This is a genomic window from Xanthobacter flavus, assembly GCF_017875275.1.
Taxonomy (GTDB): Bacteria; Pseudomonadota; Alphaproteobacteria; order Rhizobiales; family Xanthobacteraceae; genus Xanthobacter; species Xanthobacter flavus_A.
In genome coordinates this window covers 5023439-5049615 of record NZ_JAGGML010000001.1, presented here as the reverse complement: position 1 = coordinate 5049615, position 26177 = coordinate 5023439, and the positions used below count along the sequence as shown (strand labels likewise).

19 protein-coding genes, 1 tRNA gene and 1 pseudogene are annotated in these 26177 nt (G+C 68.7%); 7 read left to right on the top strand and 14 right to left on the bottom strand.

All coding sequences use genetic code 11. The features are described 5' to 3' along the window. The first annotated feature begins 144 nt into the window (after positions 1–144). Positions 145–462 carry an integration host factor subunit alpha gene (locus J2126_RS23685; protein ID WP_168457829.1) on the top strand — a complete coding sequence of 106 codons (318 nt, stop codon included), beginning with the start codon at positions 145–147 and terminating at the stop codon, positions 460–462. Positions 463–621: 159 nt separating this feature from the next. After that, a pseudogene (locus tag J2126_RS25545) lies at positions 622–880 on the top strand (MerR family transcriptional regulator); the annotation flags it as partial. 2391 nt (positions 881–3271) lie between these two features. Here the strand turns inward: J2126_RS25545 and J2126_RS23675 are convergent. After that, entirely contained in the window at positions 3272–3631 is a 360-nt protein-coding gene (locus J2126_RS23675) for a septal ring lytic transglycosylase RlpA family protein (RefSeq protein ID WP_209489218.1), read from the bottom strand. A 261-nt stretch (positions 3632–3892) separates the two neighbouring features. Here J2126_RS23675 and J2126_RS23670 point away from each other — a divergent pair. Then, a tRNA-Pro gene (locus J2126_RS23670) sits at positions 3893–3970 on the top strand. 468 nt (positions 3971–4438) lie between these two features. Further along, positions 4439–5308 carry an MBL fold metallo-hydrolase gene (locus tag J2126_RS23665; protein ID WP_209489217.1) on the top strand — a complete coding sequence of 290 codons (870 nt, stop codon included), beginning with the start codon at positions 4439–4441 and terminating at the stop codon, positions 5306–5308. Between the two features lie 160 nt (positions 5309–5468). On the opposite strand, the gene J2126_RS23660 is transcribed toward J2126_RS23665, so the two are convergent. Beyond that, entirely contained in the window at positions 5469–5933 is a 465-nt protein-coding gene (locus J2126_RS23660) for an SAM-dependent methyltransferase (protein ID WP_209489216.1), read from the bottom strand. A 121-nt stretch (positions 5934–6054) separates the two neighbouring features. Between J2126_RS23660 and mazG the strand changes: the two genes are divergently transcribed. Beyond that, complete coding sequence (gene mazG, locus J2126_RS23655) at positions 6055–6915, top strand: nucleoside triphosphate pyrophosphohydrolase (RefSeq protein WP_209489215.1); 861 nt, start codon at positions 6055–6057, stop codon at positions 6913–6915. A gap of 15 nt (positions 6916–6930) precedes the next feature. Here mazG and hflX read toward each other — a convergent pair whose 3' ends face one another. The 10 genes from hflX to dusB all read right to left on the bottom strand — a co-directional run bounded on the left by hflX (position 6931) and on the right by dusB (position 20480). Then, positions 6931–8256, bottom strand: coding sequence for a GTPase HflX (hflX, locus tag J2126_RS23650; protein ID WP_432445355.1), 1326 nt, complete (start codon positions 8254–8256; stop codon positions 6931–6933). A 221-nt stretch (positions 8257–8477) separates the two neighbouring features. After that, the gene (gene hfq / locus J2126_RS23645) at positions 8478–8732 is read right to left on the bottom strand and encodes an RNA chaperone Hfq (protein WP_209490536.1); all 255 of its coding nucleotides are present in this window, start codon (positions 8730–8732) and stop codon (positions 8478–8480) included. A 163-nt stretch (positions 8733–8895) separates the two neighbouring features. Beyond that, positions 8896–9753 carry a D-amino-acid transaminase gene (locus J2126_RS23640; RefSeq protein WP_209489213.1) on the bottom strand — a complete coding sequence of 286 codons (858 nt, stop codon included), beginning with the start codon at positions 9751–9753 and terminating at the stop codon, positions 8896–8898. Between the two features lie 14 nt (positions 9754–9767). After that, entirely contained in the window at positions 9768–11177 is a 1410-nt protein-coding gene (locus tag J2126_RS23635; RefSeq protein ID WP_209489212.1) for a hypothetical protein, read from the bottom strand. Between the two features lie 23 nt (positions 11178–11200). Next, positions 11201–12577, bottom strand: a complete 1377-nt coding sequence (gene trkA, locus J2126_RS23630) for a Trk system potassium transporter TrkA (protein ID WP_209489211.1) — start codon at positions 12575–12577, stop codon at positions 11201–11203. 107 nt (positions 12578–12684) lie between these two features. Next, positions 12685–14052 carry a sigma-54-dependent transcriptional regulator gene (locus tag J2126_RS23625; RefSeq protein ID WP_209489210.1) on the bottom strand — a complete coding sequence of 456 codons (1368 nt, stop codon included), beginning with the start codon at positions 14050–14052 and terminating at the stop codon, positions 12685–12687. A 3-nt stretch (positions 14053–14055) separates the two neighbouring features. Beyond that, positions 14056–16251 (bottom strand): sensor histidine kinase NtrY-like, encoded by a 2196-nt coding sequence (locus tag J2126_RS23620; RefSeq protein WP_245327549.1) that lies wholly within the window; start codon positions 16249–16251, stop codon positions 14056–14058. 443 nt (positions 16252–16694) lie between these two features. Continuing rightward, positions 16695–18137: a nitrogen regulation protein NR(I) gene (gene ntrC / locus J2126_RS23615; protein ID WP_209489208.1), complete on the bottom strand. Its 1443-nt coding sequence runs from the start codon at positions 18135–18137 to the stop codon at positions 16695–16697. 7 nt (positions 18138–18144) lie between these two features. Then, complete coding sequence (locus tag J2126_RS23610; RefSeq protein WP_209489207.1) at positions 18145–19230, bottom strand: two-component system sensor histidine kinase NtrB; 1086 nt, start codon at positions 19228–19230, stop codon at positions 18145–18147. A 230-nt stretch (positions 19231–19460) separates the two neighbouring features. Beyond that, complete coding sequence (dusB, locus tag J2126_RS23605) at positions 19461–20480, bottom strand: tRNA dihydrouridine synthase DusB (protein WP_245327547.1); 1020 nt, start codon at positions 20478–20480, stop codon at positions 19461–19463. 169 nt (positions 20481–20649) lie between these two features. Here dusB and J2126_RS23600 point away from each other — a divergent pair, with 169 nt between their 5' ends. Together J2126_RS23600 and J2126_RS23595 are read left to right on the top strand one after the other, a co-directional pair. Continuing rightward, entirely contained in the window at positions 20650–21849 is a 1200-nt protein-coding gene (locus J2126_RS23600) for a bifunctional 2-C-methyl-D-erythritol 4-phosphate cytidylyltransferase/2-C-methyl-D-erythritol 2,4-cyclodiphosphate synthase (RefSeq protein WP_348634371.1), read from the top strand. 17 nt (positions 21850–21866) lie between these two features. Further along, the gene (locus J2126_RS23595) at positions 21867–22355 is read left to right on the top strand and encodes a CinA family protein (protein ID WP_209489206.1); all 489 of its coding nucleotides are present in this window, start codon (positions 21867–21869) and stop codon (positions 22353–22355) included. A gap of 54 nt (positions 22356–22409) precedes the next feature. Here J2126_RS23595 and J2126_RS23590 read toward each other — a convergent pair whose 3' ends face one another. Both J2126_RS23590 and argS read right to left on the bottom strand, forming a co-directional pair. Next, positions 22410–24290 (bottom strand): SPOR domain-containing protein, encoded by a 1881-nt coding sequence (locus tag J2126_RS23590; protein WP_209489205.1) that lies wholly within the window; start codon positions 24288–24290, stop codon positions 22410–22412. Between the two features lie 123 nt (positions 24291–24413). Then, positions 24414–26174 carry an arginine--tRNA ligase gene (gene argS, locus J2126_RS23585; RefSeq protein WP_209489204.1) on the bottom strand — a complete coding sequence of 587 codons (1761 nt, stop codon included), beginning with the start codon at positions 26172–26174 and terminating at the stop codon, positions 24414–24416. Between the last annotated feature and the right edge of the window lie 3 nt (positions 26175–26177).

The following is a 26177-nucleotide window of genomic DNA, read 5'->3' as shown; positions in this document are numbered from 1 at the left end:
GCCCACAGGCGCTGGGGCTCGTGGACGTTCGGCGGCGTATCCGTCACATTCGTGCAGCCTCAACTGTTAAGAATTGCTGCATTTGCATGGCTGGGCGGGCGTTGGCGGCCGGTCCGAGCGCGCTTTCAGGGGTCGGGGAGACATATGGCTGGTCGGACCGTAACGCGGGCGGATCTGTGTGAGGCCGTCTATCAGCAGGTGGGACTCTCTCGCACCGAGTCTGCCCAGCTCGTCGAGATGGTTCTGAAGGAGATCGCGGACTGCCTCGCCCGTGGCGAGACGGTGAAGCTGTCTTCGTTCGGCTCCTTCGTCGTGCGCGACAAGGGCGAGCGCATCGGGCGCAATCCCAAGACCGGGCAGGAAGTGCCGATCGAGCCGCGCCGGGTCATGGTGTTCAAGCCCTCCAGCATCCTCAAGCACCGCATCAACGGCACCGAGCCGGACGGAACCGACGAGGACTGATCCTCGCCCCCCGCCGTCGGACAGGATTTCGTAACCGACCGCGCGAACAACCGGGGACAAGCCCTTGTGGCGGCTTGCCCGCCTTTCCGCACGCGCCAATCACACCTATGATTCCCGCACGGGCTCTGGGCGATTCGGTCGAACGAGGCGGGAGACAAGGTGGGCGACGCGCGCGAGACGGAGAAAGCTCCGGACGCCTTCCGGACCATCAGCGAGGTCGCGGACGAGCTTGAGCTCCCGCAGCACGTCCTGCGTTTCTGGGAGAGCCGCTTCACCCAGATCAAGCCGGTGAAACGCGCCGGAGGCCGGCGCTTCTATCGGCCGGAGGACGTGGACCTCCTGCGCGGCATCCGCCACCTGCTCTACACCGACGGCTTCACCATCAAGGGCGCCCAGCGGGTGCTGAAGGACCAGGGCGTGCGCTACGTCCAGGATCTCGGCATCGAGCGCGAGGTGGCCTCCATGCGCTCCGCCCGCCCAGCCCGCGCCGCCGGCGGGGAGGGCGTCACCTTCGGCGGCCTGCTCGGCCTTCTGCCGCGTCGGCGCGGCAAAGGCAGGGGCGGGGAGCAGGATGTCCTTCCCGAGCTGCCGGAAAGCGCCGAGCTGCCGCTTCCCTTCCCCGATCCGGAGGCCGACCGCGATCTCGCCGCCGAGCCGGAGGCTCCGCCCCGGCCCTTGCGGGACGCCCGCGCCCGTGCGGGCGGTGAACGGCGTGACCCGGCGTTCGACGTCCCGCAGCGGGAGATGCCGTTGCGCGATGCACCTCCGAGGGACGAGCCGGCCTTCGACCCGCCCCCCCGTCCGTCCGAACGCGGACCGCAACGCGACGACCGCCGCCGCGCAGGGGATACCCGCGCCCCGGACGCCGGCCGGCGCGAACCCTCGTTCGGGTCGCTCGACGACGATCGGGATCACGTGCCGGCAGGGCGTCCCGCATCCCGGCAAGGCCAGGAGCCCGAAGGCGCAAGCATTCCGCAGGGTCGGCGCGACCCGAGGCTCGAGCCGCTGGCGGACCCGCGTGACGATCATCCGCCCCAGCGCGAGATGGATGCGCAGGATACCCGCGCCCATTCGCGCGACCAGTCGCGGGAATGGGACGAGCCCCGCCGCGCGCCGCCGGACGGCCGCGCCGAGGAACGGATGGAGCCCCGGCTGCGTCCCATGCAGCGTCCGACCCGGGGCCCGGCCTCGCGCCTTGCCGGGCCGGGCGACGACAGCGCGCCCCGTTCGCCCGGGCTCGACGACCCGCTGCTGCCGTTCCTCGACGATTTCGCCCCGGCTCCGCAGGTCTCCGAGCCTATCGAGGACCGGATACGCCGCCTGAAGGCCCAGGACAGGCGACCACCCCGTCCCCACGAGGTGCCGGAGCAGGACGCGCGTCATCCGTCTCCCTACGCGCCGGCCCGTCCCGAGCGCGCCGGACCGCCGATCGACCCGGAGGACGATGACGGCCCGCCGGAGGAATTCCTTCCGCATCGTCCCCATCGCGCCGCCCCCGGTGAGCGCCGCGACTGGATCGCCGGCGAGCCGCCGGTCCCGCGAGAGCGGGATGCGCGGGACGGCCGCCTGCTGCGCGACGGCGCATGGCAGCAGACCGACTGGGTGGAAAGCACCGCCATCGAGCCAGAAAACCGCGCGCCTGAGCAGCGCGAGCCGCTCCGGTCGGCGCGGGGGACCAGCGACGGGCGCGCTACTTCCGCCATGCGCGACCCGCGCCAGCAGGGAGAGGAGTGGCTGGAGGAAGACCGCTGGTCCAGCAATGACCCGCATGAACTGAGTGAGCACGTCATCCGCGAGCAAGAAGCGCGCGAGGGCGCCTATCCGCCCGCGTCGCGCCAGGCCGACGACGATTGGCCTGACGCTGCGCAACCGCCGGCCGAGCCGGCGCGCCCTTACCGACAGGCCCCGAGGGCCGCCGAGCCGGAGCATTTCATGAACGACCCGAACAGGTCACCGGACCGGCGCTCCTTCGAGCAGACCGGTGACCGCCCCCGCAGGCCCGAGCTGCGGCGCGAGCCCCCGTTGGAGGCCCCCACGGCCTATTCCCAGCGCGGAGCGGAGCGACCCGCGCCGCGTGAGGCCTACCCCTCTGAGGCATACGGCCCCGCCGAGGTGCAGGCCCGCATGCCCCGCTCGCCTGCGAACTGGCCGGGCGAAGCCATGCGCCGCGCCATCGATGAGGAATGGGGGGAGGGCGCCCCGCAGGCCCTTCCGCGCGCCACACGCGTCGGGCCGCTGATCGGCCCCATCAGCGAGGAGGGCCAGGACGGCTTTCCCATGCCGGAGGCGGAGCAGCGGCTTCTGGCAGAGCGCATGGCCAGCCGAAGCCTCGCGCCCCCGCCGGCGTCTCCGGCCCCGGCGCCTGTGGCTCCGGCCCGTCAGCAGCCGGAGCGAATCTGGTCGGCATCCGCACCCGTTGAGGAGGTCGCCGCACGGGCACCAGCCGAGCCGGGCCAGCGTCTGCCGCGCGAGCCTTTGCGCCCCGGGCCGCCCGAGCAGTATCTGCCACCGCATCTGAGGTCGGAGCCGCGTGTTTCGGGCCAGCCGCCCATGGCGGCGCCCGTGCTCTCACGCGACGACGTGCATCGCATGCAGTCCGCGCTGTACGAGCTGGGCGAATGCCGCCGGCTGATGGAAGGCCTCACCGGCCGCCGGGGGGCCGCGCGGGCCGAGGACTGAGGCGCACGTGCATCAAGCGCTCATGATTGATCGGGAAGGCCGGGCGGCGCCCCAAGGCGCGCCGCGCCCGGCCTTCTTCACATGTGCCGCGATATTGCCCGCGGCATGGGCCGCGATCCGGGCTCTGCGATCAGTCGATCACGGCCAGAGAGACGCGGGTGATGCCCGAGCCGGTAAAACCGAGCTCGGAGGCTGCGGCCTTGGACACGTCGATGACCCGCCCGCGGACGAACGGTCCGCGATCGTTGATGCGGACCACGACGGCTTTTCCATTACGGAGATTGGTGACACGCACCTTGGTGCCGAAGGGTAGGGAACGATGGGCGGCCGTGTAGGCCGTGGGGTTGAAACGTTCACCACTCGCGGTGCTGCGGCCTTGCCAATAGTAGGAGGCGATGCCGGTGGAGGTGTCCGCGTTCGCCATGCTCGGAACGGCCATGGAGGCCGGCAGGGACAGGGCGGCGCAGGACAGGACCACGCGTATCTTCATCCGTTCAATCTTCCGTGTTGTTGAGGAAGATAGCCGAATGACCGCGCAATCAGGCCACATTGACACCATTCGCCGGCGAAAGAGTGACGATTCGTTCTCCCTGCCACAATCCTGCCGCGATACGGGACCGACGTGCACAGCTTAAGGTGGTATTCCCTTCCTGTCTTCTGGAAGGCTGGGGAGAGCTTATCGCCTTGGGCACAATCGGGAGGGTTGGGGCTTGCCGCGGTCCCGGCGATGGTCTAAACCCCGCCTCCACGTCGGAGCGTAGCGCAGCCCGGTTAGCGCACTAGTCTGGGGGACTAGGGGTCGGAGGTTCAAATCCTCTCGCTCCGACCATTTCCATCTCCATCATATGCCACCGCCCTTCCGTCAGCCGCGCGCGATGGCTGTCGTCGACCCCCCTTGATGGTCGCTCGCCTTCCTCTCCCTGCCCCTCGCCTTATCCGCTGCCCTGACCCGATCCGCTGCGTTGACCCGCTTGGCCGCCACCGCATGGCTATGGTCGCCGCTCAGCGGCCGCCTCCGCGTGCCACAACGGCTACTGCGACCCCTTCATCTGAAGTGTTAAGCGAATCGCGACTCGCATCCTTATGGTGACGCAGGCTTTCCCGCTCAGATTCGTGCGGCACATGAGGGGGCGAGGACCAGAGAGATTGCCCAACGATTTCGGCCAGACTGAAATACGTTGTGTTCCAGCCGCGACCGTGTGACTCCCGCGCCGAAGACGGTGTGACTCCCGCGCCGAATTGGAGCACCCTTCCGGCGATTCTGCGCCGGGCGACGCCCGCCGCCGGGAGAGACGTGATGCCCCCCTCCAGCGAGACCGCGACGCTCACCTTCACCATCCTCGGCTGCGGTTCGTCCGGGGGCGTGCCGCGGGTGGGGCAGGGCTGGGGCGTGTGCGATCCGGCCAATCCCCGCAACCGCCGCCGCCGGTGCTCCATGCTCGTCGAGCGCGCAGGGCCTGAGGGCAAAACCACTGTCCTCGTCGATGCTTCGCCGGACTTGCGGGAGCAGTTGCTCGACGTCGGCGTAACCCATCTGGACGCGGTCCTCTTCACCCACGAGCATGCGGACCACACCCACGGCATCGACGACCTGCGGCCGCTGGCCATCCACAATCGCAGGCGCGTCGACATCTATGCCGACGACGAGACCGCCCGGATGCTGCATCAGCGCTTCGGCTATTGCTTCGCCACGCCGCCCGGCAGCGGCTATCCCCCGATCCTGTCCGACCACCGGTTCCGGGAAGGCCGCGAGATCGTCATCGCCGGCGCAGGCGGTCCCATCACCGCGCTACCGTTTCGCCAGCGGCACGGCGATATAGACGCCTTCGGCTTCCGCTTCGGCAACGTGGCCTACTCCAGCGACGTGAACGGGTTCCCCGAGAACACCCTGTCGCATCTGCACAATCTCGAAGTCTGGATCATCGACGCCCTCAGGGAAGCGCCGCATCCCTCGCATTTCACGTTGCAGGAAGCGCTGGACCATGTGGGGCTGCTCAAGCCCAATCTCGCGATCCTGACCAACCTGCACACGGACCTCGACTATTCGGTACTCGCGGCGCGCCTGCCGGAGGGGGTCATCCCGGCCTATGACGGACTGCAATTCACCTCGCAGATGCGCGATGGGACAATCCTGAATGAGCGCGGCGGCGCCGAAGCTTCTGGGTAAAACTGATTCGCCCATCGCTTTTGAAGCGAGCGACAAGCTCCTGAAATGATGTGAGAGTTTTGTGAATTCATCCGGACTGAAGGCGGCGGGAATGATCAGGCCTCACCTTGGATATTCCATAATATCTCTTCTGCGTTTTTGATGCCGTGCCGTTATCCGGTCATCCATGCTGCACCTTGAGGTCGACAAGCGGCGTGCCGTCGAGGCAGTCGAGGCCGCGGACCATCACGTTCATCCCCTCCACGCCCACGAGGCTCACGACCGAGGATGCGATGGGATTGGGCCGCACGGGCGAGCGCAGGGCGAAGGTGCCGCGCGTGGCGCCGTCGCGCGGGCTCTGGAGCACGAGGTCGCGGCGCGCCCGGTCCATCCAGTAGAGCACCTGCAGACGTGGACAGTCGGCAACGCCCGCCAGCGCATCGGCCCAGCGCGGATCGATCTCCAGCGTGCAGACGGGCCCCTCCTCCGCATCGCCCCGGCGCGGACAGGTGCCGCGCTCGGTCCAGGGTGTGCGGATGCGGCCGATGAAATAGAGCCCGGCGTCGAACCGCTCCGGCAGCGGCACGCTCACCTCGCCGGCGCGGATGTCGTCATCGGTGGGGCCGGCGGGGGCGATCTCGATCATGGGGAATTCCTCGGGGGGTGCAGCATAAGCGCCGCCGCCCTCTGCTCAAAGGCGGCATCAGGCGCAGTCGCGCACGGACGCCTGCCGCATTAGGATGGAGGCTCATTCTCCGGAGCCTCCCATGCTGCCCTCCCGCGACATCGCGCGCCTCATCGAGATCATGGCGGCCCTGCGCACGCCGGGCAGTGGGTGCCCGTGGGATCTGGAGCAGACGTTCGCCACCATCGCCCCCTATACGCTGGAGGAGGCCTATGAGGTGGCGGACGCCATCGCCCGCGCCGATCTGCCCGATCTGAAGGAGGAACTCGGCGACCTGCTGCTTCAGGTCGTGTTCCACGCCCGGATGGCGGAGGAGGAAGGGGCATTCGCATTTCCCGATGTGGTGGAGGCCATCACCACCAAGCTCGTGCGCCGGCACCCCCATGTATTCGGCGACGCGCGCGACCTGTCGCCGGAAGCGGTCAAGGGCCTGTGGGCGGAGATCAAGGCGCAGGAGAAGGCGGAACGCGCCCAGGCCCGCGCCGCGGCGGGGCTGCCGCCGGAAGAGGCGGGCACGGGTGCCCTCTCCGGCGTCGCCCTGCCCCTCCCTGCCCTTACCCGCGCGCTGAAGCTTCAGGAGAAGGCGGGCCGCGTCGGCTTCGACTGGAACGACGCGCGGCAGGTTCTGGCCAAGATCCGCGAGGAGACGGAGGAGGTGTCGGAGGCTCTCGATGCGGGCGGGTCCGAGGCCATTCGCGACGAGATCGGCGACCTGCTGTTCGCCGTGGTTAACCTTGCCCGCCATGCCGGCGTCGATCCCGAGACGGCGCTGCGCGGCACCAACGAGAAGTTCACCCGCCGCTTCGGCCATGTGGAGGCCAAGCTCGCCACCGAAGGCCGCCGGCCTGAGGAGGCGAGCCTCGACGAGATGGAAGCCCTCTGGCAGGACGCCAAGCGGCTGGAGGCGCAGAAGGACGCGCCGGCGAAGCGCGCAGCCGAATAGGCGCCGCGCACCCTCTTACATGCTGTGAACGCGCCGCGCGCCGAATCGTCGGGTAACGAGGCCGGCGCGTTCGGGGGGAATGCGCAGCGCGACCTGCAGCACGCCGTCCTTGCCGGTGGAGCGCTCCAGCACCTCGCCATGGCGGTAGAGCCAGCCGAGGCCTTCTCCATCCTCCGCAGCGAGCGTCACCGAAAGGGTCACGCGCCCGGAGGTGATGCGGCGCTCGATGACACCGAGGAGGTCGTCGGTCCCCTCCCCGGTCAGGGCCGAGACGGCAACCGGCGCCTCGGCGCCCGCACGAAGGGTCTGGTTTTGCACCTGCTCGCGCGCCTCGGGCGAAAGCCGGTCGATCTTGTTCCACACCTCGATGACGCGGCCGCCGTCCTTCACCTCCACGCCAAGGTCTTCCAGCACGTCGGCCACGTCCGCCGCCTGCGCCTCGGTGTCCGGGTGGGAGATGTCGCGCACGTGGAGGATCAGGTCCGCCTCCAGCACCTCTTCCAGTGTGGCGCGGAAGGCGGCGACGAGCTGGGTCGGCAGTTCGGAGATGAAGCCCACCGTGTCGGAGAGGATGATGCGCGTGCCGTGCGGCAGGTCCACCGCCCGCAAGGTCGGATCAAGGGTCGCGAACAGCAGGTCCTTGGCCATGACCTCGGCGCGGGTGAGCCGGTTGAACAGCGTGGACTTGCCAGCGTTGGTGTAGCCCACCAGCGCGACGATGGGATAGGGCACCCGCTTGCGGCTCGCCCGGTGCAGGCCGCGCGTGCGCTTCACCTGCTCAAGCTCCTTTTCGATGCGCAGGATGCGCTCGCCGATAAGACGGCGGTCGGCCTCGATCTGCGTCTCGCCCGGGCCGCCAAGGAAGCCGAAGCCGCCGCGCTGGCGCTCCAGATGGGTCCAGGAGCGCACCAGCCGGGAGCGCTGGTAATTGAGGTGGGCCAGTTCCACCTGCAACGCGCCCTCCTTGGTACGGGCGCGCATGCCGAAGATTTCAAGAATCAGCGCCGTGCGGTCCACCACCTTGGTGGACCAGGCCTTTTCCAGATTGCGCTGCTGCACGGGAGACAGAGCGGCGTCGAAGAACACGAGGTCGATATGCTCGGCCTTCACCACGTCGGCCAGCTCTTCCACCTTGCCGGTGCCGAGATAGGTCGCCGGCCGGACTTCCGAGAGCGAGATGAGGCCGGAAAAGACCACGACGAGCTCGATGGCGGCGGCGAGGCCGACGGCTTCGTCCAGCCGCGCCTCGGGGCTGCGCCGCTCGGGCGCGCCTCCCCTGCCCCGCCGGCTCACCACCGGGGTCACGACGGCACAGCGCACGGCCGGCGCGCGGCGATCTATGCCTCGCGTCGGGCCGTGCGGCGGCGTGTGGGGAGGATTTTCGGTATCCGTGCCGGTTTCAGGCAACAGCGCCTCATCTTCGCCGGGGACTGCAATATCTTCCCCGGTGGCGATGGGATCTTCAACCGTGCGGCCTGCGAGCTTGGACGTTGCCGTCTTCGACGTTTCGGTTCTGGACTTCGAACGTCCGCCCGCCTTCTTCCCGCTTTGATGCTCCACGCTTAAGCCTTTTCTCCCCCATCATCCGTGGGATCGAACAACTGAACCGGATGTCCCGGCATGATGGTGGAAATGGCGTGCTTGTAAACCAGCTGCGAATGACCGTCCCGGCGCAGGAGCACGCAGAAATTATCAAACCAAGTGACGACGCCCTGCAATTTCACTCCGTTCACCAGGAAAATCGTGAGGGGAGTCTTGCTCTTGCGGACGTGATTGAGAAAAGTGTCTTGGAGATTTTGTGTCCGTTCCGCCGCCATTTTCGTATCCATTGTTTCGGCGTTGAGGCCCACGGGGCAAGAGCACGACTCGAGCACTCGTCTGGAGCGTACACCCCCGTGAGAGTTGGACCGCTAGAATGGCACAGCCCCATGGCGGCGCAATATTATTTTGCTCCGCAACATGATACGGCCTGGGGCAAAGTCAGGCGATTTCCGAAAAGTCGTGGAATTTCAGGCGCAAAGCCAGGGCGACGGGGCCTGGGACGCCCGCCCCGACCGGCGTTCCATCGATGGCCACCACCGGCATGATGACGGTCGTCGCCGCGGAAATGAACGCTTCGTCTGCCGCATGGGCTTCCGCGACGGTAAAGGCCCGCTCCTCCACCGTGTAGCCGAGGTCCGCCGCAACCTCGAACGCCACGGTGCGGGTGATTCCCCGCAGGATACCGTTGTCCGCCGGACGGGTGACGATGGTGCGGCCGGCGGTCACGATCCAGGCGTTGGTGGACGCGCCCTCTGTGACGTATCCGCCCGCATCGACGAACCATGCCTCCCGCGCGCCGGCCTCCTTCGCCATCTGCTTGGCGAGCACGTTGGGCAGGAGGGACACACTCTTGATGTCCACGCGCGGCCACCTGTTCTCCGACACCGTGATGACGGCGACGCCCTTGCGCGCCAGCGCCTCCTGCGCTTCCCGGTCGGTGCGGCGGGCGGTGACCACTACGGAGGGAACCGTGTCGGGCGCCGGAAAGGCATGATCGCGCCGGGCGACACCCCGCGTCACCTGCAGGTAGACCATTCCGTCGCGCACCCCGTTGCGCCGCACCACTTCCCTGAGAACCGCGGCCAGCGCCGCCCGCGACATGGGCGCGGATATGTGTAGCTCGCGCAGCGAGCGGTCGAGCCGGTCGAGATGCCGCCGCTCGTCCACCAGCCGGCCGCCGAGCACCTCGCAGACCTCATAGACGCCATCGGCGAACTGATAGCCGCGATCCTCCACATGCACGCTGGCGTCGCGGTGGGGGAGATAGCGTCCATTGACGTAGGCGATGCGGGACATGACCGTGCCGGCCCTCAGGTGCGCCAGATGGCGAGATGGATGAAGACGAAGAGCCCGATGATCTCCAGCCGCCCGGCGATCATGCCGATCCCGGCAACCAGCACCGAGCCCAACGGCAGCGAGGAGATGGCCGGCCAGCCGCCCGAGGCGTCGTAGACCGGGCCGGTATTGGTTACCACCGCCGCAGCCGCCGCCAACGCCGCCTCCAGCGACGGCAGTCCGGGGCTCAGCGCGATCACGCAGACGGCATACATGAAGGCGAGGCTTGCGGCGCCCGCCCACACGCCCCGCATGGCGGAGCCGACACCGCCCTCCAGCGCCGAGGGCAGCACGATGTGGGGATAGACGAGGCGCAGCAGATCGCCCCTGGTGCGCAGAAGGATGGCCCGCAGCCGCAGCATCTTGAGCCCGCCCGCCACGGAAAGCGCGCCGCCGCCCAGCAACACCACGAGAATCACCAACCCCAGCGGCAAGCTGCCATAGGTGCCATCGTGCGGGCCGATGCCGCTGGTGGAAATCAGCGACGCGGCGGTGAAGAGGCCATCCCGCACGGCGTCGAGGGAGGACATCTCGTCGGTGCGGAACAGCAGCGCGCCGAGGATGATGCCGAGCACCGCCCACCAGCCGATGATGATGAGGCTTTCCACCTGCTCCGGTGCAGCGTTGATGCGGCGGGTGATCAGCGCCCGGTGCCAGCGCACGCTGGTGGCGCTGAAGATGAGGAAGGGCAGCAGCAGCCACTTGGGGGTTTCGTCCATCGCCAGCGCCAGCTGCGCCTCGGGCGGCAGGTGCGCGCCGGCGGAGACCACGGCGGTCGCCAGTGTGAAGGCCACATAGAGCGTCTCGCCCGAGACCAGCAGCACCAGCATCGCCAGCGCGGTCGCCGCCAGATAGGCGGGCGCGATCTCGCGCAGCACCTGCACGAGGTCCACCACATCGAGCGCTGTGCCGCCGCGCGGCGTGCGGTCCGGCAGACCGCCGAGCCCCGCCGGTGCCAGCACGGCAACCGCCGTGACCACGGTCAGGAGACCTCCGGCCCATTGCAGCAGGCCGAGGAACACGTAGAGGCTCGCCGGCCCCCGCTGGAGCGCGGTGAGACCCGTCGCGGTGAAGGCGGAGAGCGCCTCGAACCACGCCTGAAGCGGCGACAGGCCGGCGACGATGGCGACCGCCGGCGTCGCCATCAGCGGCAGCACCAGCCACATGCACGCCACCAGCGCCACGGCGCCCGCCCGCGTTATGCGCGTCTCAAGTCCGTGGGTGGTGAAGCGCAGCAGGCCGGCGAGGAACAGGCAGAAGCCGGCCGTCGCGACCCAGACCGCCACCGGCCCGCCGCCGCCGCGCGCGGCGACCGCCATCGGCAGGAGCGCGAGCGCCCCGATGCCGGCGATTCCAGCGGCGAGCGGGCGAGCGGCGTTGGCCATGAGCGCGGAACCTTGCGGTCGGTTCAGAAGAATTCGAGGGCGACGCGGAACAACTGCTCCACGCGCTTGATGCGGTCGGCGAGGGCGAACAGCACCACCCGGTCATGGGCGCGCACGACGAAATCGCCGCGCGGCAGCAGCACCTGCCCGTTCCGCACCACCGCGCCGATTCGCAGCCCGTCGAGCAGGCCGAGATCGCGCAGCGGCTTGCCCACGAGCGGCGAGGTTTCCAGCGCTTCCGCCTCGATCAATTCGCCCGAGCCGTCGAGCAGCGCATGGACGCCGCGAATGCGCCCGCGGCGCACATGCTGGAGCACCTTGGAGACGGTGATCTGGCGCGGGTTCACATGGGCATCGATTCCCAGCCCCCGGGCGAAGGTGGCGTAACCCTGCTCGTTCAGCAGCGCCAGGATGCGCTTCGCCCCCACCTGCTTGGCGAGCAGGCAGGAGAGGATGTTGATGCGGTCGTCGTTGGTGAGGGCGATCATGGTGTCCGCCTCCCCGACGCCGGCCTCGTCGAGGATCGCGCGCTCCAGCGCGTCGCCATTGAGCACGACGGTGCGGCGCAGTTCCTCCGCGATGGTCTGGGAGCGCTCGCGGGAGGCCTCGATCAGCTTCACCCGGGCGGCCGCGTTGCGCTTCTCCAGCTCGGTGGCGACGTAGTAGCCGATGTTGCCGCCGCCCGCGATGACGATGCGTTGCGCCGGCACCTCGTCGTGGCCGAACAGGGAGAGCGTGCGCTGCACGTGATCGGCCTGGGCAACGAAATAGACGAGATCGCCGGTGAGGATCTGGTCGTTGGAGCGGGGCACGAAGGTGCGCGTCCCCCGTCGCACCGCGACGATGGTCGCCTGGATGTCCGGGAACAGCTCGGTGAGCTGCTTCAGCGGGGTGTCCACCACCGGGCAGTCCTCGAGACACATCACGCCGACGATGACCACGGCCCCGTCGGCGAAGCTCACCGTATCGGAGGCGCCGGGCAGAGAGAGGCGGCGCAGCACCATCTCGCCCACCTCCACCTCAGGGGAGATGATGACGTCGATGGGCAGCTGGTCGCGGGCGAACAGATCACGCCATTCGGGGGCGAGATAAGTCTGGGCGCGGATGCGGGCGAGCTTGGTCGGCACGTTGAACAGCGCATGGCCCACCTGGCAGGCCACCATGTTCACCTCGTCGTGGAGGGTCACGGCGATGAGCATGTCCGCCTGCTCGATGCCGGCGCGGGCGAGCACGTCCGGGTGGGAGCCCTGCCCCACCACGCCGCGCACATCCAGCTGTTCCGTCACCATCTGGATCCGGCGCGGGGACGTGTCGATGATGGACACGTCGTTCTGCTCACCGGCGAGGCGCTCGGCAATGCCGAACCCCACCTGGCCCGCGCCGCAGATCACGACCTTCATGAACCCTCCCCCCGGCGCCCGGTCCCCTCCGCTCAGCGGACCGGACCTGCCGATGCAGCCCCCTTTTTGGGCACCCCGTCAACCCATCCCGATCTTCACCGGGGCCATCAGCCTACGCCGAGAGCCTTAAGCTTTCGATGAAGGGCCGAGCGCTCCATGCCGACGAATTCGGCGGTGCGCGAGATGTTGCCGCCGAAGCGGTTGATCTGGGCAGCCAGATACTCCCGCTCGAATACCTCCCGCGCCTCGCGCAGCGGCAGGCCCATCAGGTGCTCGCCGCCATTGCCGTTGGGCAGGGTCGGCACCAGCGCGCCCACGTCCGGCGGCAGCATGGCGGCGGTGATGGTCGCTTCCGGATCGCCGCCGGCGAGGATGAGCAGGCGCTCCACATTGTTGCGCAGCTGGCGCACGTTGCCCGGCCAGTCGTGGGATTGCAGCACGGCCATGGCGTCCTCGCCGATGGGGCGGCGCGGCAGGCCGGTGGTCTGGGAGATGCTGTCGAGGAAGAAATCCACGAGATCGGGGATATCCTCGCGCCGCTCGGCCAAAGGCGGCACGCGGATCGGCACCACCGAGAGCCGGTGGTAGAGATCCTCGCGGAAGCGGCCCTTGGCGATCTCCTCCTCCAGGTTGCGCCCGGTGGAGGAGATGATGCGCACGTCCACGGTCACCTTGTCGTTGGAGCCGAGGCGGGTGAAGGTCTGCTCCACCAGCACGCGCAGCACGCGGTTCTGCGTCTCGCGCGGCATGTCGGCGATCTCGTCGAGGAAGAGCGTGCCGCCGTGCGCCTCCTCCAGCGCGCCGCGCTTCTGCTCCTGCCCCTCTCCTTCCGCCACGCCGAACAGCTCGAACTCGAGCCGCTCAGGCGTCATGGCGGCGGAATTCAGCACCACGAAGGGCCCTTGCGCGCGCCCGGAGACGCTGTGGATTAGGCGGGCAGTGAGTTCCTTCCCCGAACCGGAGGGGCCGACGATGAGAATGCGGCTGTTGGTGGGGCCGACCCGCTCGATGGTGCCCTTCAGCTGCTGGATGGCGCTGGAGCGGCCGACCAGGATTCGGCCATGCGGCGTCAGCTGCTTCAGCTCCTTCAGCTCGCGCTTGAGGCGCAGCGTCTCCAGCGCCCGCTCGGTGACCATCACCAGGCGGTCGGCGTTGAACGGCTTCTCGATGAAGTCGTAGGCGCCGCGCTTGATGGCCGCGACCGCGGTCTCGATGTTGCCGTGGCCGGAGATCATCACGACCGGCAGGTCCGGGTGCTGCGACTTGATCTCGTTGAGCAACTCCAGGCCGTCGAGGCGGCTGCCCTGCAGCCAGATGTCGAGGAACACGAGATTGGGCCGCCGCGTGGCGATGGCGCCGAGCGCGCCGTCGGCATCCCTGGCGGTGCGGGCGGAATAGCCCTCGTCCTCCAGGATGCCGGCAACCAGCTCACCGATATCGGCCTCGTCGTCGACGATGAGGATGTCCATGGCCATGGATCAGGCCCTCCCTGCTTGAGGGACCGGTTGCGCCCCGCCCGCGCCGGCCGGTGGTAGACCATCCGCCCGCATGCGGAGCCTGATCCAGGCGCCGCGACCCTCGGGCGAATCATTCAGTTCGATGCCGCCGCCATGCTCTTCCATGATCTTGCCGACGATGGCGAGGCCGAGCCCCGTCCCCTTCTCGCGGGTGGTGACATAAGGTTCCAGCAGGCGGCTGCGCTTGTCGCGCGGCAGACCCGCGCCGTTGTCGATGACGTCGATCAGGAGATCCTCCCCCGCCTCGGTGACGCGGACGCAGATGCGGCCCTTGCCGCGCTCCGCGTCCGGAACGGCCTCGATGGCCTCGGCTGCGTTCTTGAGAATGTTGGTGAGCGCCTGGCTGATGAGCCGGCGATCGAAGCGGGCCGGCTGCGCCGCGGGCAGCTCGGCCTCGAAGGCGACGTCCGGGTGTCCGACGCGCATGAGGAACACCGCCTGCCGGACGGTCTCGGCGAGGTCCTGCGCATCCACCACGGGCTTGGGCATGCGGGCGAAGGAGGAGAACTCGTCCACCATGCGGCCGATATCGCCCACCTGCCGGATGATGGTGTCCGTGCACTGGTCGAACACGTCGCGATCCTGGGTGATGTGGCGTCCGTACTTGCGCTTCAGGCGTTCGGCGGACAGCTGGATGGGGGTGAGCGGGTTCTTGATCTCGTGGGCGATGCGCCGCGCCACATCCGCCCACGCCGACGTGCGCTGGGCGGTGATGAGGGCGGTGATGTCGTCGAGCGTCACCACCCAGCCGTGCGCCTCCGCCCCCGATTGCTCAGTGGTGACGCGCATGGCGAAGATGCGCTCGCGGCCGTCGCGCTGCACCGTGATGTTGCCCTGCACCGCCCGCTGGCCGGCCCCGCGCGCCTCCTCGAGCAGCGCGGCGGTCTCCGGCACCACTTCGGAGAGCGGGCGGCCGAGGCCCTCGGCCTCGGTGACGCCGAGAAGCCGCTCCGCCGACAGGTTAAGGATGGTGACGCGCGCGTCCGCGTCGAGGCCGATCACGCCCGCGCCGACACCGGAGAGCACCGCCTCGGTGAAGCGGCGGCGGCTGTCCATCTGGTCGCGGGCACTGACGAGGGCGTTGCGCTGGGTCTTCAGCTCGCCGGTCATCTTGTTGAAGGTCTCGCCGAGAGTGGCGAGGTCGCCCTCGGCGCGGTTCACCGGTACCTGGATGTCGAGATTGCCCTTCGCCACGCGGTCCGCCGCCCACATCAGCCGGCGGATGGGCGCGACCAGCCACTTGGAGAAATTGATGGCCATCCACCCGACGGAGAGCAGAACAATAAGGGTAATGAAGGAATACATGAGCGCGAAGGTGATCTGCACGCGGAAGCGCCTGTTTTCCAGCGCGCGATAATCGGCGAGCGTCTCGCTCGTGACCTTCAGATATCCGAGCACCCGCGGGTCGATCGGCCGCGCCACATAGAGGAAGAGATCGTCGAAGCCGGTCAGCGGCACCACGGCGCCCACATAGTCGGCATCGACGTAAATGATGGGCTGCTCGGCGGTCGCCTCATTGATGGCGATGTTGGTCGGGACGAGGAATTCGCGCCCCGTGCGCAGGTTCGCGCGTTCCACCACGGAGAGGTCGCGATGGATGATCTGGGCGCCCGGCACGTTGCGGAGGGCCGCCTGCGCCGTCAGCACCTGGCGAAACTTTTCGATGTCGGTGTCGTAGAGAGTTTTCTGCTGCGACAGGTCGTTCGCCATGGCCAGCGCGTCGCCCCGGATGGAGAGCGCGTGCTCGCGTACGTAGGTTTGCGCCACCGAGGACGCCGAGCCGACGATTTCCTGCGTCCGCTCGGAGAAATAGCGGTCGAGCGTCCGGTCGAGGGTAAAGCTCGCCACCAGCGCCACCACCACCGCCGGCACCACGGCGACGCCGGCGAACAGACCGATGATGCGCACATGCAGGCGCGAGGCCGCCCGCCCGCGCGCGCGGGCCCGGAAAATGCGCCAAACTTCCCGGCCGATGATGGCAACGAGAACAAGCACGGCGGCGCCGGCCGCCGCCAATACCCCGTTCACCACCTCCTCGGTCGGCACGATGGAGGTCAGGCCCATGATGATCGCGAAGGTCGCGACCGCCAATGCCAGGGACAGGGCAACCACAATCGGCACGACCAGACGCGCGAACAGGCTGCGCCGCGGCCTCATGTCTTTTGCGGCGTATCCAACCGCCTCATCGCTCATGTGTGCCTGACCATCCCAGAGCTACCGGCCGGCGCGACGACTCGCGCGACCCGGAGTGATGCAGTGGAACGACACTGGTGCAAAAATGTGACAGACGCATCCCCCCTCCACCGCATTTCAGGTGATGAGGCGAAAGGCAGGTAGCCCGGTCACGGAATATCCGGCCACGCTCCCGACGCCGGTGCGTCCAGCAGCCGCAAGACCTCGCCGGGGCGGAAGCGGGGATTTCCGGCTCAACCGAATCGGCGCGTGGCGGCCCGCGCCGGCGGGATGGGGCCAAAATCCGCCAGGGCCTTCGGGCCGGCCGGGCGGCGTCTGAGAGCGCCGGCCATGAAAAACCCCGCGGATGGAGCCATCCGCGGGGTATTCGATTCAGATCTTGCGGCCGGACCGAGGGGCCGAAAGGCTCACCGGGAGGTCCGGATCACCTGGATGTCGAGATCGCGAATCTTCTTGCGCAGGGTGTTGCGGTTCAGCCCCAGAAGCTCCGCCGCCTTGATCTGGTTGCCCCGCGTGGCCGCGAGCGCAGCCGAGAGGAGCGGATATTCCACGTCCTTCAAGATGCGGTGATAGAGGCCGGGCGGGGGCAGGTTCTCGCCGAAGCCGGAGAAGTAGGTGTTGAGGTGGCGCTCGACCGAGGCCGCCAGCGTCGCGTCCACCGGGCCCTCTTCCGACAGCATGTTCGGCATGGGCTCGGAGAGCTCGGCCTCGATGATGGCGGGGGTGATGACCTCCTGCGGGTAGAGCGCGGCGAGGCGGCGGACGAGGTTTTCCAGCTCGCGCACGTTCCCCGGCCAGCGATAGCGCTTCAGGCGGTCGAGGGCGGCGGAGTCGATCTGCTTGGCCGGCAGGCCCTCCCGCTCGGCCTGCAGGAAGAAGTGCCGCACCAGGTCCGGTACGTCCTCGGAGCGCTCGCGCAGGGGCGGCAGACGCAGGGGCACCACGTTCAGGCGGAAGAACAGGTCTTCGCGGAACAGGCCCTGCTGGATGAGGGTGCGCAGATCCTTGTTGGTGGCGGCGATGATGCGCACGTCGGTCTTGATGGGCGTGCGCCCGCCCACCGTCGTGTATTCGCCCTGCTGGAGCACGCGCAGAAGGCGCGTCTGCGCCTCCATCGGCATGTCGCCGATCTCGTCGAGGAAGAGCGTGCCGCCCTCCGCCTGCTCGAAGCGGCCGGGGTTGCGCGTGGTGGCGCCGGTGAACGATCCCTTCTCGTGGCCGAACAGCTCGGATTCGATGAGGTCGCGCGGGATAGCCGCCATGTTGATGGCGACGAACGGCCCGGTCCGACGCTTGCCGTAATCGTGCAGCGCGCGGGCCACCAGTTCCTTGCCGGTGCCGCTCTCGCCCGCGATCATCACGGTGAGGTCGGTCTGCATCAGCCGGGCGAGCAGCCGGTAGATCTCCTGCATGGCGGGCGAGCGGCCCACCAGCGGGATGTTGTCCTGCTCCTCGGGGGCGTGGTGGTGGCCATCGCCCTTCTTCGGCTCCGAGAGCGCGCGGCCGACGATGGAGATCAGCTCCTTCAGGTCGAAGGGCTTGGGCAGATATTCATAGGCCCCGCGCTCGGAGGCGCGGATGGCGGTCATGAAGGTGTTCTGCGCGCTCATGACGATGACCGGCAGGTCCGGCCGCGCCTTCTTGATGCGCGGCAGGAGATCGAAGGCGTTCTCGTCGGGCATCACCACGTCGGTGATGACGAGATCGCCATCGCCCTGGCTCACCCAGCGCCACAGCGTGGCGGCGTTGCCGCACGAGCGCACCTCGTAGCCGGCGCGCGAGAGCGCCTGGTTGAGCACGGTGCGGATCGCGGCATCGTCGTCGGCGACCAGGATGCTTCCGGATGGCATCGACACCTCAATGGTCCTCTCGAACAGGGCTCTTGCCGCGATACATGGGCAGGAGCACGCGGAACGTGGTGCGGCGGGGCTGGCTATCGCATTCGACGATACCGCCGTGGTCGCCGATGATCTTCGCCACCAAAGCAAGACCGAGGCCAGAACCGGTCGGCTTGGTGGTCACGAACGGGTCGAACAGGTGCGGCACCAGATCCTCCGGCACGCCCTTGCCGTTGTCCCGCACGCAGAATTCGAGTGGCAGGCTCACCCGCGTGGAGGCACCGGGAACCATCAGCCGCACGCCGGGGCGGAAGGCGGTGGAGAGCAGGATTTCGCCGTCCTGATCGCTGTCGATGGCTTCCGCCGCATTCTTCACCAGGTTCAGGAACACCTGGATCAGCTGGTCGCGGTTGGCCAGCACCGGCGGCAAAGAGGGGTCGTACTCCTCCACGAAGCGGATGTGGCGGGCGAAGCCCGAGGCCGCCAGCGTGCGCACATGCTCGAGCACCGCGTGGATGTTCACCGGCTCGCGCTCCACGGGGCGCTCGTCCGAGAACACCTCCATCCGGTCCACGAGCTTCACGATGCGGTCGGCCTCGTCGCAGATGAGCCGGGTCAGGGCGCGGTCGTCGTCATCGGCCGACTGCTCCAGAAGCTGGGCCGCACCGCGGATGCCGGAGAGCGGGTTCTTGATCTCGTGGGCCAGCATGGAGGCGAGCGCGCTCACCGAGCGGGCGGCGCCGCGGTGGGTGAGCTGGCGGTCCATCTTGTCGGCGATGGTGCGCTCCTGGAGCATCACCACCACGTTGTCGGGCTGCTCGTTCACCGGCGCGACGTGGATGTCCACGATGCGCTCGCCGCCGTTGCGGGGCGTGCCGAGGTCCACGCGATATTCGTTTACCGGCGCGCCGCGCTGGCGGACCTGGTCGATGAGGCCGAGGAGCGGCGTGCCGAAGGGCACGAATTCGCTGAGGGGCCGCCGGCGCAAAAGGGGTGCGCTGACTTCGAAGAAGGCTTCGGCCGCCACATTGGCCTCCACCACGTGCCCGTTGCCGGCGATGGTGAAGAGAGGATGCGGAACGGCATCGAGAATGGCGCGCGTCATGCCCGGCTCGGCGCCGCTGGTCTTCGCAACATCCTTTACGGCTTCCGGCGCGGCCGGCTGAGGCGCAGGCGTCACGGCCTCGTCTGCCGTCGCAGCCTTTCCCGCAGTCTTGCCCGCAGCAGTCTTGCCCACAGTTTTTGGCGCCGTCTTCGGCGCGTCTTTCTGCGAGTTCGAATTGCCCTTGCCCTTTTTATCCATCTTGATCGCGTCTTGCTTTCTGGCTTCGGCCGTCATGCCGCCGCCCTCCACATGAGTTCGTCGTAGGCCGTCATGATGCCGTTCTTCACGCGGCCCGGTTCATCGAGCACCAGCAGCGCCTTGCGCCAGCGCGCCACGAAGGCGGCGCGCTCTGGGCCCTGCCCTGCATTCGCCGCTTCAAGCGCCCAGCCCACATGTTTGCGCGCCTGTCGAACGCCGAGGGCGGTGCCATAGAGCGACAGCCAGCCCTCGTAGAGCTCCAGCAGGATGTCTCGCTGGATCTCGATCGACGGGTCCTCGTCCACCTTCTGACCGGCCAGCGTCTGCGCCACCCGGCCGGGAAACCACGGGCGCCCCTGCGCGCCTCGGCCGATCATCAGCCCATCGGCGCCGGATGCCGCCAGGATCGCCGGCCCGTCCGAAAGGTGGACCACGTCGCCGTTGGCGATCACCGGGATGGAGACGGCGTCCTTCACGGCACGGATGGCCGTCCAGTCGGCATGGCCGGTGTAGAACTGGCAGCGGGTGCGCCCGTGGATCGTCACCATGGAGAGGCCGCACGCCTCCGCCATCCGCGCCAGCGCGACGGCGGTGGGCGAGCCGTCGTCCCAGCCAAGGCGGGTCTTCACCGTCACTGGAACGCTGACCGCCCCGCGCACCGCTTCGAAGATGGCGCGCGCCAAGGGCAGGTCCCGCAGCAGGGCCGCGCCGGCGGCGCCTGTCGTGACGCGCTTGGCCGGACAGCCCATGTTGATGTCGATGAGCCCGGCGCCCGCCGCCTGCGCCACCCGCGCGGCCTCGCCCATGAGCCTCGGGTCGTTGCCGGCGATCTGCACGGCGTGGAAGGAGACGCCCTCCCCTTCTGCGCGCAGGAGCATCTCGGGGTTGCCCTCGAGGAGGGCTTCGCTGGCCAGCATTTCTGATATGACGAGGCCCGCGCCGTGGCGGACCGCCATCCGTCGCACCGGCGCGTCGGTGATTCCCGCCATGGGGGCGAGGATGACCGGGTTTGGGAGAGTCGCGGCGCCGAGGCGCAACGCCGGAATGGACAATGGGACAGTCTCTTGCACAGAATTTAGGCCAGCTGTGTTCTGCCTACATCTTAGACAAATGCGCGAGGCACGCAAGGGCAGTGTGTGCACCGCCGCATCGCAGCATGGCTGACCGCGTTCCGACCCGCCAATTCGTGGCCCGCCCGTCTGCTTCGGCGGAGGAACGGCCGTGACCGAATCTCAAGCCGAGAACTGCGTGGCGATCGTCGTTGCAGCTGGCCGGGGAAGCCGGGCGGGCGGCCCTTTGCCGAAGCAATATCAGCAGATAGGCGGCGAGCCCGTGCTGCGCCGCACGCTGCGCCTTTTTTGCGAGCACCCGTCCATCAAGGCCGTGCTCACGGTTATCCATAGCGATGATTCAGGCCTCTTTGCGGACGCCGCGGAAGGCTTGCCCAAGATTCTGGCACCGGTCTCCGGCGGCGCGACGCGGCAGGACTCGGTACGCGCGGGGCTGGAGGCGCTGGCCGGCCCGGACGCGCCGACCATCATCCTCGTTCATGATGCCGCCCGCCCCTACGCGACGCCCGACCTCATCACCCGCGCCGTCGCCGCTGTGGGCGAAGCCGATGCGGCCATTCCCGTGCTTGCCGTCACCGATACGGTGAAGCGCGTCGATGCGGCCGGGCTGGTGGCGGAGACGCCGGATCGCGCCGCGCTGCGGGCCGTGCAGACGCCGCAGGCGTTCCGCTATGACCCGCTCCTCGCCGCCCATCGCGCGGCCGCCGGGAGCGGTGTCACCACGCTCACCGACGACGCCTCGGTGATGGAATGGGCCGGCCATCGGGTTGCGACCTTCGCCGGCGAGACAGGGAACATCAAATTGACCACTGCCGAAGACATGTCCCGCGCCGCCGCAACCACCCTCGCCGATCTGCCTGACGTGCGGACGGGCACGGGATTCGACGTTCATGCCTTCGGGCCGGGCGACCACGTGATGCTCGGCGGCGTCGTGGTGCCCCACGGTTTCGGGCTGGTCGGCCATTCGGATGCAGACGTCGGCCTGCATGCGCTCACGGACGCGCTCCTCGGGGCGCTGTGCGACGGCGACATCGGCGCCCATTTCCCGCCTTCCGATCCACAATGGAAGGGTGCCTCCTCGGACCGGTTCCTCGCCCATGCGGTGGAGAAGGTGACGGCGCGTGGCGGGCGCATCGCCCATCTCGACCTTACCCTCATTTGCGAGGCGCCGAAGGTCGGCCCCCATCGCGACGCCATCCGTGCCGAGATCGCGCGCATCACCGGCGTTCCACTCGCGCGCATTTCGGTGAAGGCGACCACCACGGAGAAGCTCGGCTTCACCGGCCGGCGAGAGGGCATCGCCGCCATGGCCAGCGCCACCATCCGCCTGCCGGCGGGCGACGACATCTAGCGGACGGAGATCTGACGATGGATGAGGAGACCTACGCCCGCGCCGTCAGCGTCCTCGACGCCTTCCGCGCCCGCGGCTGGACTTTGGCGACGGCAGAATCCTGCACCGGCGGGCTCGTGGCTGGCGCCCTCACCGAGGTGCCCGGATCGTCCGACGTGGTGGACCGCGGCTTCGTCACCTATTCCAACGCCGCGAAGATGGCGATGATCGGCGTGCCAGAGGCTACCCTCGCCACCCATGGCGCCGTGAGCGAGGCGACCGCCCGCGCCATGGCGGAGGGTGCGCTGAAGGCGGCCGGCGTCGATGCAGCCGTGGCCATCACCGGCGTCGCCGGGCCGGGGGGCGGATCGGAGACAAAGCCCGTGGGGCTCGTGCATTTCGCCTGCGCCCAACGTGACGGAGAGACCATCCACCGCGAGAAGCGATTCGGCGAGATCGGCCGGGCGGAGGTGCGCCGGCTCTCGGTGCTCGAAGCCCTCGACCTGCTCCGCAGCGCGGCATCCTGAAACGAAAAAGCCGCCCGAGGGCGGCTTTTCTGTCTCGCTGGCCCCGAAGGCCACTCAGTTCCGGGTGACCACGCAGTCGCCGCCCTGCGCGCGCAGGGACTGGCAAAGTTCGTTGGCCTGATCGCGGCCGGCGAAGGGGCCGACCTGGGCGCGGTAGTACACGCCCTTGTCGCCGAGATCCGCCTTCTTGACCGTAGCCTTGTAGCTGCCGAGCAGGTTCGGATACTTGGCCTGCAGCGCCTTCCACGAGCCAAGCGCATCGCTCTCCGAACGCTGCGAGGCCACCTGCACCACATAGGTGCCGGCCGCCGTGGGCGCCGGGGATGTGCTGGCGGTCGCGTCCGCCGGCGGAGAGGCGGGCACGGTGGTGACGGGATTGGGCTGGGGCAGACCGACCGGAATCGGGTTCTGGCTCGGCGCATAGGCCGAAACCGCGCTGGTCGGCACGCCAGGTGTCACGCTGCCATCGGCACGCACGGTCATCGTGCGCACGCGCTTGGGCTCGGTGAGGTTCTGCGTCGCCTGCATGGGCTGCGCGGCGGGCGCCGGACCGGCATCCGCGGGGGCACGGGCGGCGGAGGTCACGTCCACCGGCTGCTCTTCGCGGGGGACCATCTTCTCGTTTCCGGCCGTCACCGGGCCACCGACGCGATCATAGATGGACTTCTGCGCGTCGGTCGTGGCCTGCGGTGGGGTCGTGGTCTTCGCCGGCGCCGAATCGGCCTTGATGACCGGCGGGCCGCCGGAGGAGGACATCAGGCCGGAGCGACCCACCGCCATGTTGTAAGCGAACACGCCCGCGACGCCGGCCACCACCAGACCCAGCACCGAGATGCCCAGAAGTAGCGCGGTGCGGCCGCGACGGCGGCGGGGCTCGGGCTCGTACAGATCCTCGCCGTGGGGCGGCATGTAGCCGTCATCCGCATATTCGGGATCGTAGCGGTCGTCATAATCGTCGTAATCGTAGTCGTCGTCCCGACGGGCGGCGGAAAAGGCATAACCGGCCTCATCCGTCTCATCGTCATAACGCGACGCCTGCCGGGACGGCTGACCCGGCGTGACACGGCGATCATCCTGCTGACGGGGATCCTGATACCGCGTCTCTTGCCGATACCCCTGCGCGTCGGCCCGGCCATAGGCCTGGGGGGCCTGACCCTGCCCATAGCCTGCGGCGCGGGCGCGCGGATCGGCCTGACGGGGATCGGCCTGACGCGGATCGTCTACGCCGTCGTCATCGTAATCGTCGTCATAATCGTCATAGTCCTGCGCCGGCTGCTGCGGCACGGCACGGGCGGCTGCAGCGTCGCGGGCGAGGGAGCCGTAGCCGGTCCGCACATCGGCCGTGCGCGCATCCACCGCCGGCCGGGGTGGCGGCGCATAGGACGGAGCGGGCTGCGCGTAACCCGGGGCATTGTAGCCCTGCGGCGCGCGGGACTGGGGCTCCGGCGCGTAGGAGGACCCGGCGCGAACCGGAGCGGCAGGCTGGCGCGCGGGCACGGTGTTCGCGGGCGCGGTGTTCCACGCCTCCGCGTCGTCGTCCTCGTCATACTCGGGCTCGGGCTCGGGAGCCGGACGGGACGGCGGCTGGAGCACGGCGCGCGGCGGCTGAGGGGGCGCGAAACGCTGCGCGGGAGCGGCAGGCGCTGGGGGCGCCGGAGGCATATAGCGCTGGACGGCCGCACGGCGCGGATCGAACGGCTGGGCCGCGCCCTGCTGCGGCGGCGCGGAGCGCGGCGGCGTCTCTGGCGGAAGCCCGTCGAAATCGTCAAACGGATCGTGATCCATGAGCCGAGCCAGCTCGGCGAGGGGATCACGACCACCCGCGCGATCGGCACCCGCGCGATCACCGGCGGCGGCCTGCGCCGGCCGGGAGCCGGGGCCGCTTCCCGTGGCAGCATCGTCACGCCGGTAGCGGTACCTGCTTTCGTCGCCCATGTCGCCTCGATGTGTTGCGCCGCCCACCCGGCCGGATCCTCGCGAAACGGATCTTCGCAAACCGGCCAACAAGCCCCGCCCGCACCTCGGCCAGCATACGCCGGACCGCAACCGCACGAGCGATTATTTCATCTCGTCAACGGCCTCCACTCCGAGCACCTTGAGACCGGAAGCGAGTACCGTGGCCACGCCATGCACCAATGCCAAGCGCGCCGAGGTCAAATCTCGATCATTCTCGATAATGAAGCGTAAATGTGGCAAGTCTTTTCCCCGGTTCCACTGGGCATGGAACTCGCTTGCCAGCTCATGAAGGAAGAAGGAGACGCGGTGCGGCTCCCGCGCCGTCGCGGCCTGCTCCACCAGGCGCGGCCATGAGGCGATGCGGCGCAGCAGCGTCAGCTCACCCTCGTCGTCGAGTCGCGAGAGCGCGGCTCCGGCGAAGTCGGCGGGGTTCGCCGGCAGGTCCGGGAACTGCTCGTTCGCGTTGCGAAGGATCGATTTGGCCCGGGCGTGTGCATACTGCACGTAGAAGACCGGATTCTCGCGGGATTGTTCGATCACCTTGCCGAGGTCGAAGTCCAGCGGTGCGTCGTTCTTGCGGAACAGCATCATGAAGCGCACCGCGTCGCGGCCCACCTCGTCCACCACCTCGCGCAGGGTCACGAACGAGCCCGCGCGCTTGGACATGCGCACCGGCTCGCCGTTGCGGAACAGTCGCACCAGCTGGATCAGCTCCACGTCGAGGCTGGCCCGACCCCCGGACACCGCCTTCACCGCCGCCTGCATGCGCTTGACGTAGCCGCCATGGTCGGCGCCCCAGACGTCGATCATCTTGAGGAAGCCGCGCTCCACCTTGTCCTTGTGGTAGGCGATGTCGCCGGCGAAATAGGTGTAGCTGCCGTCTGACTTCTTCAGCGGCCGGTCCACGTCGTCTCCGAAGTCGGTGGAGCGGAAGAGCGTCTGCTCGCGGTCCTCCCAATCCTCGATGGGCGCGCCCTTGGGGGGCGGCAGGCGGCCCTCATAGACCTCGCCGGACGCGCGCAGCGCCTCGATGGTGGCGCCCACCTTGTCCACGGCGCCGAAGGCCAGCGAGCGTTCTGAGAAGAACACGTCGAACTGGATGCCGAGCGCGGTCAGATCCTCCCGGATCATCTCCATCATGCAGCCGATGGCGAAGGAGCGGAATACAGGCAACCACTCGCTCTCCGGCGCGGCCATGTATTCGCCGCCGTGCATCTCGGCGAGCTGCTGGCCGACGGCGATGAGGTAGTCGCCGGGATAGAGTCCGTCCGGAATGTCCGCCGTCTCACCGGTCACTGCCTCCCGGTAACGCAGGAAGGCGGAGCGGCCGAGCACGTCCACCTGGGCGCCGGCGTCGTTGATGTAATATTCCTTGGTGACGGCAAAGCCGGCGAACGCCAGCAGGCGCGCCATGGCGTCACCGAATACCGCGCCCCGGCAATGGCCCACGTGCATGGGGCCGGTGGGGTTGGCGGAGACGTATTCCACATTCACCTTCTCGCCCGCCCCCAGTGTGGAGCGGCCGAAATCGAGGCCGGCCGTCAGCACGGCGGCGAGCACCTTGGGCCAGAAGGCGGGATCGAGGGCGATGTTGATGAAGCCGGGCCCGGCCACGTCGACCCGCGCCACGCCCGGCACCGCCTTCAGCTTGCCCGCGATCATCTCAGCCAGATCGCGCGGCTTCATGCCGGCGTCCTTGGACAACACCATGGCCGCGTTCGTGGCGAGATCGCCGTGGCTCGCATCGCGCGGCGGCTCCACCACCACGCGGGTAAGGTCGAGGCCGGTTTTGACGAGGCCCTCGGCGGCAAGGGCGGCGACGGCTTCGCGGACGTGATCGGCGAAGATCGCGTAGACGTTCATGGA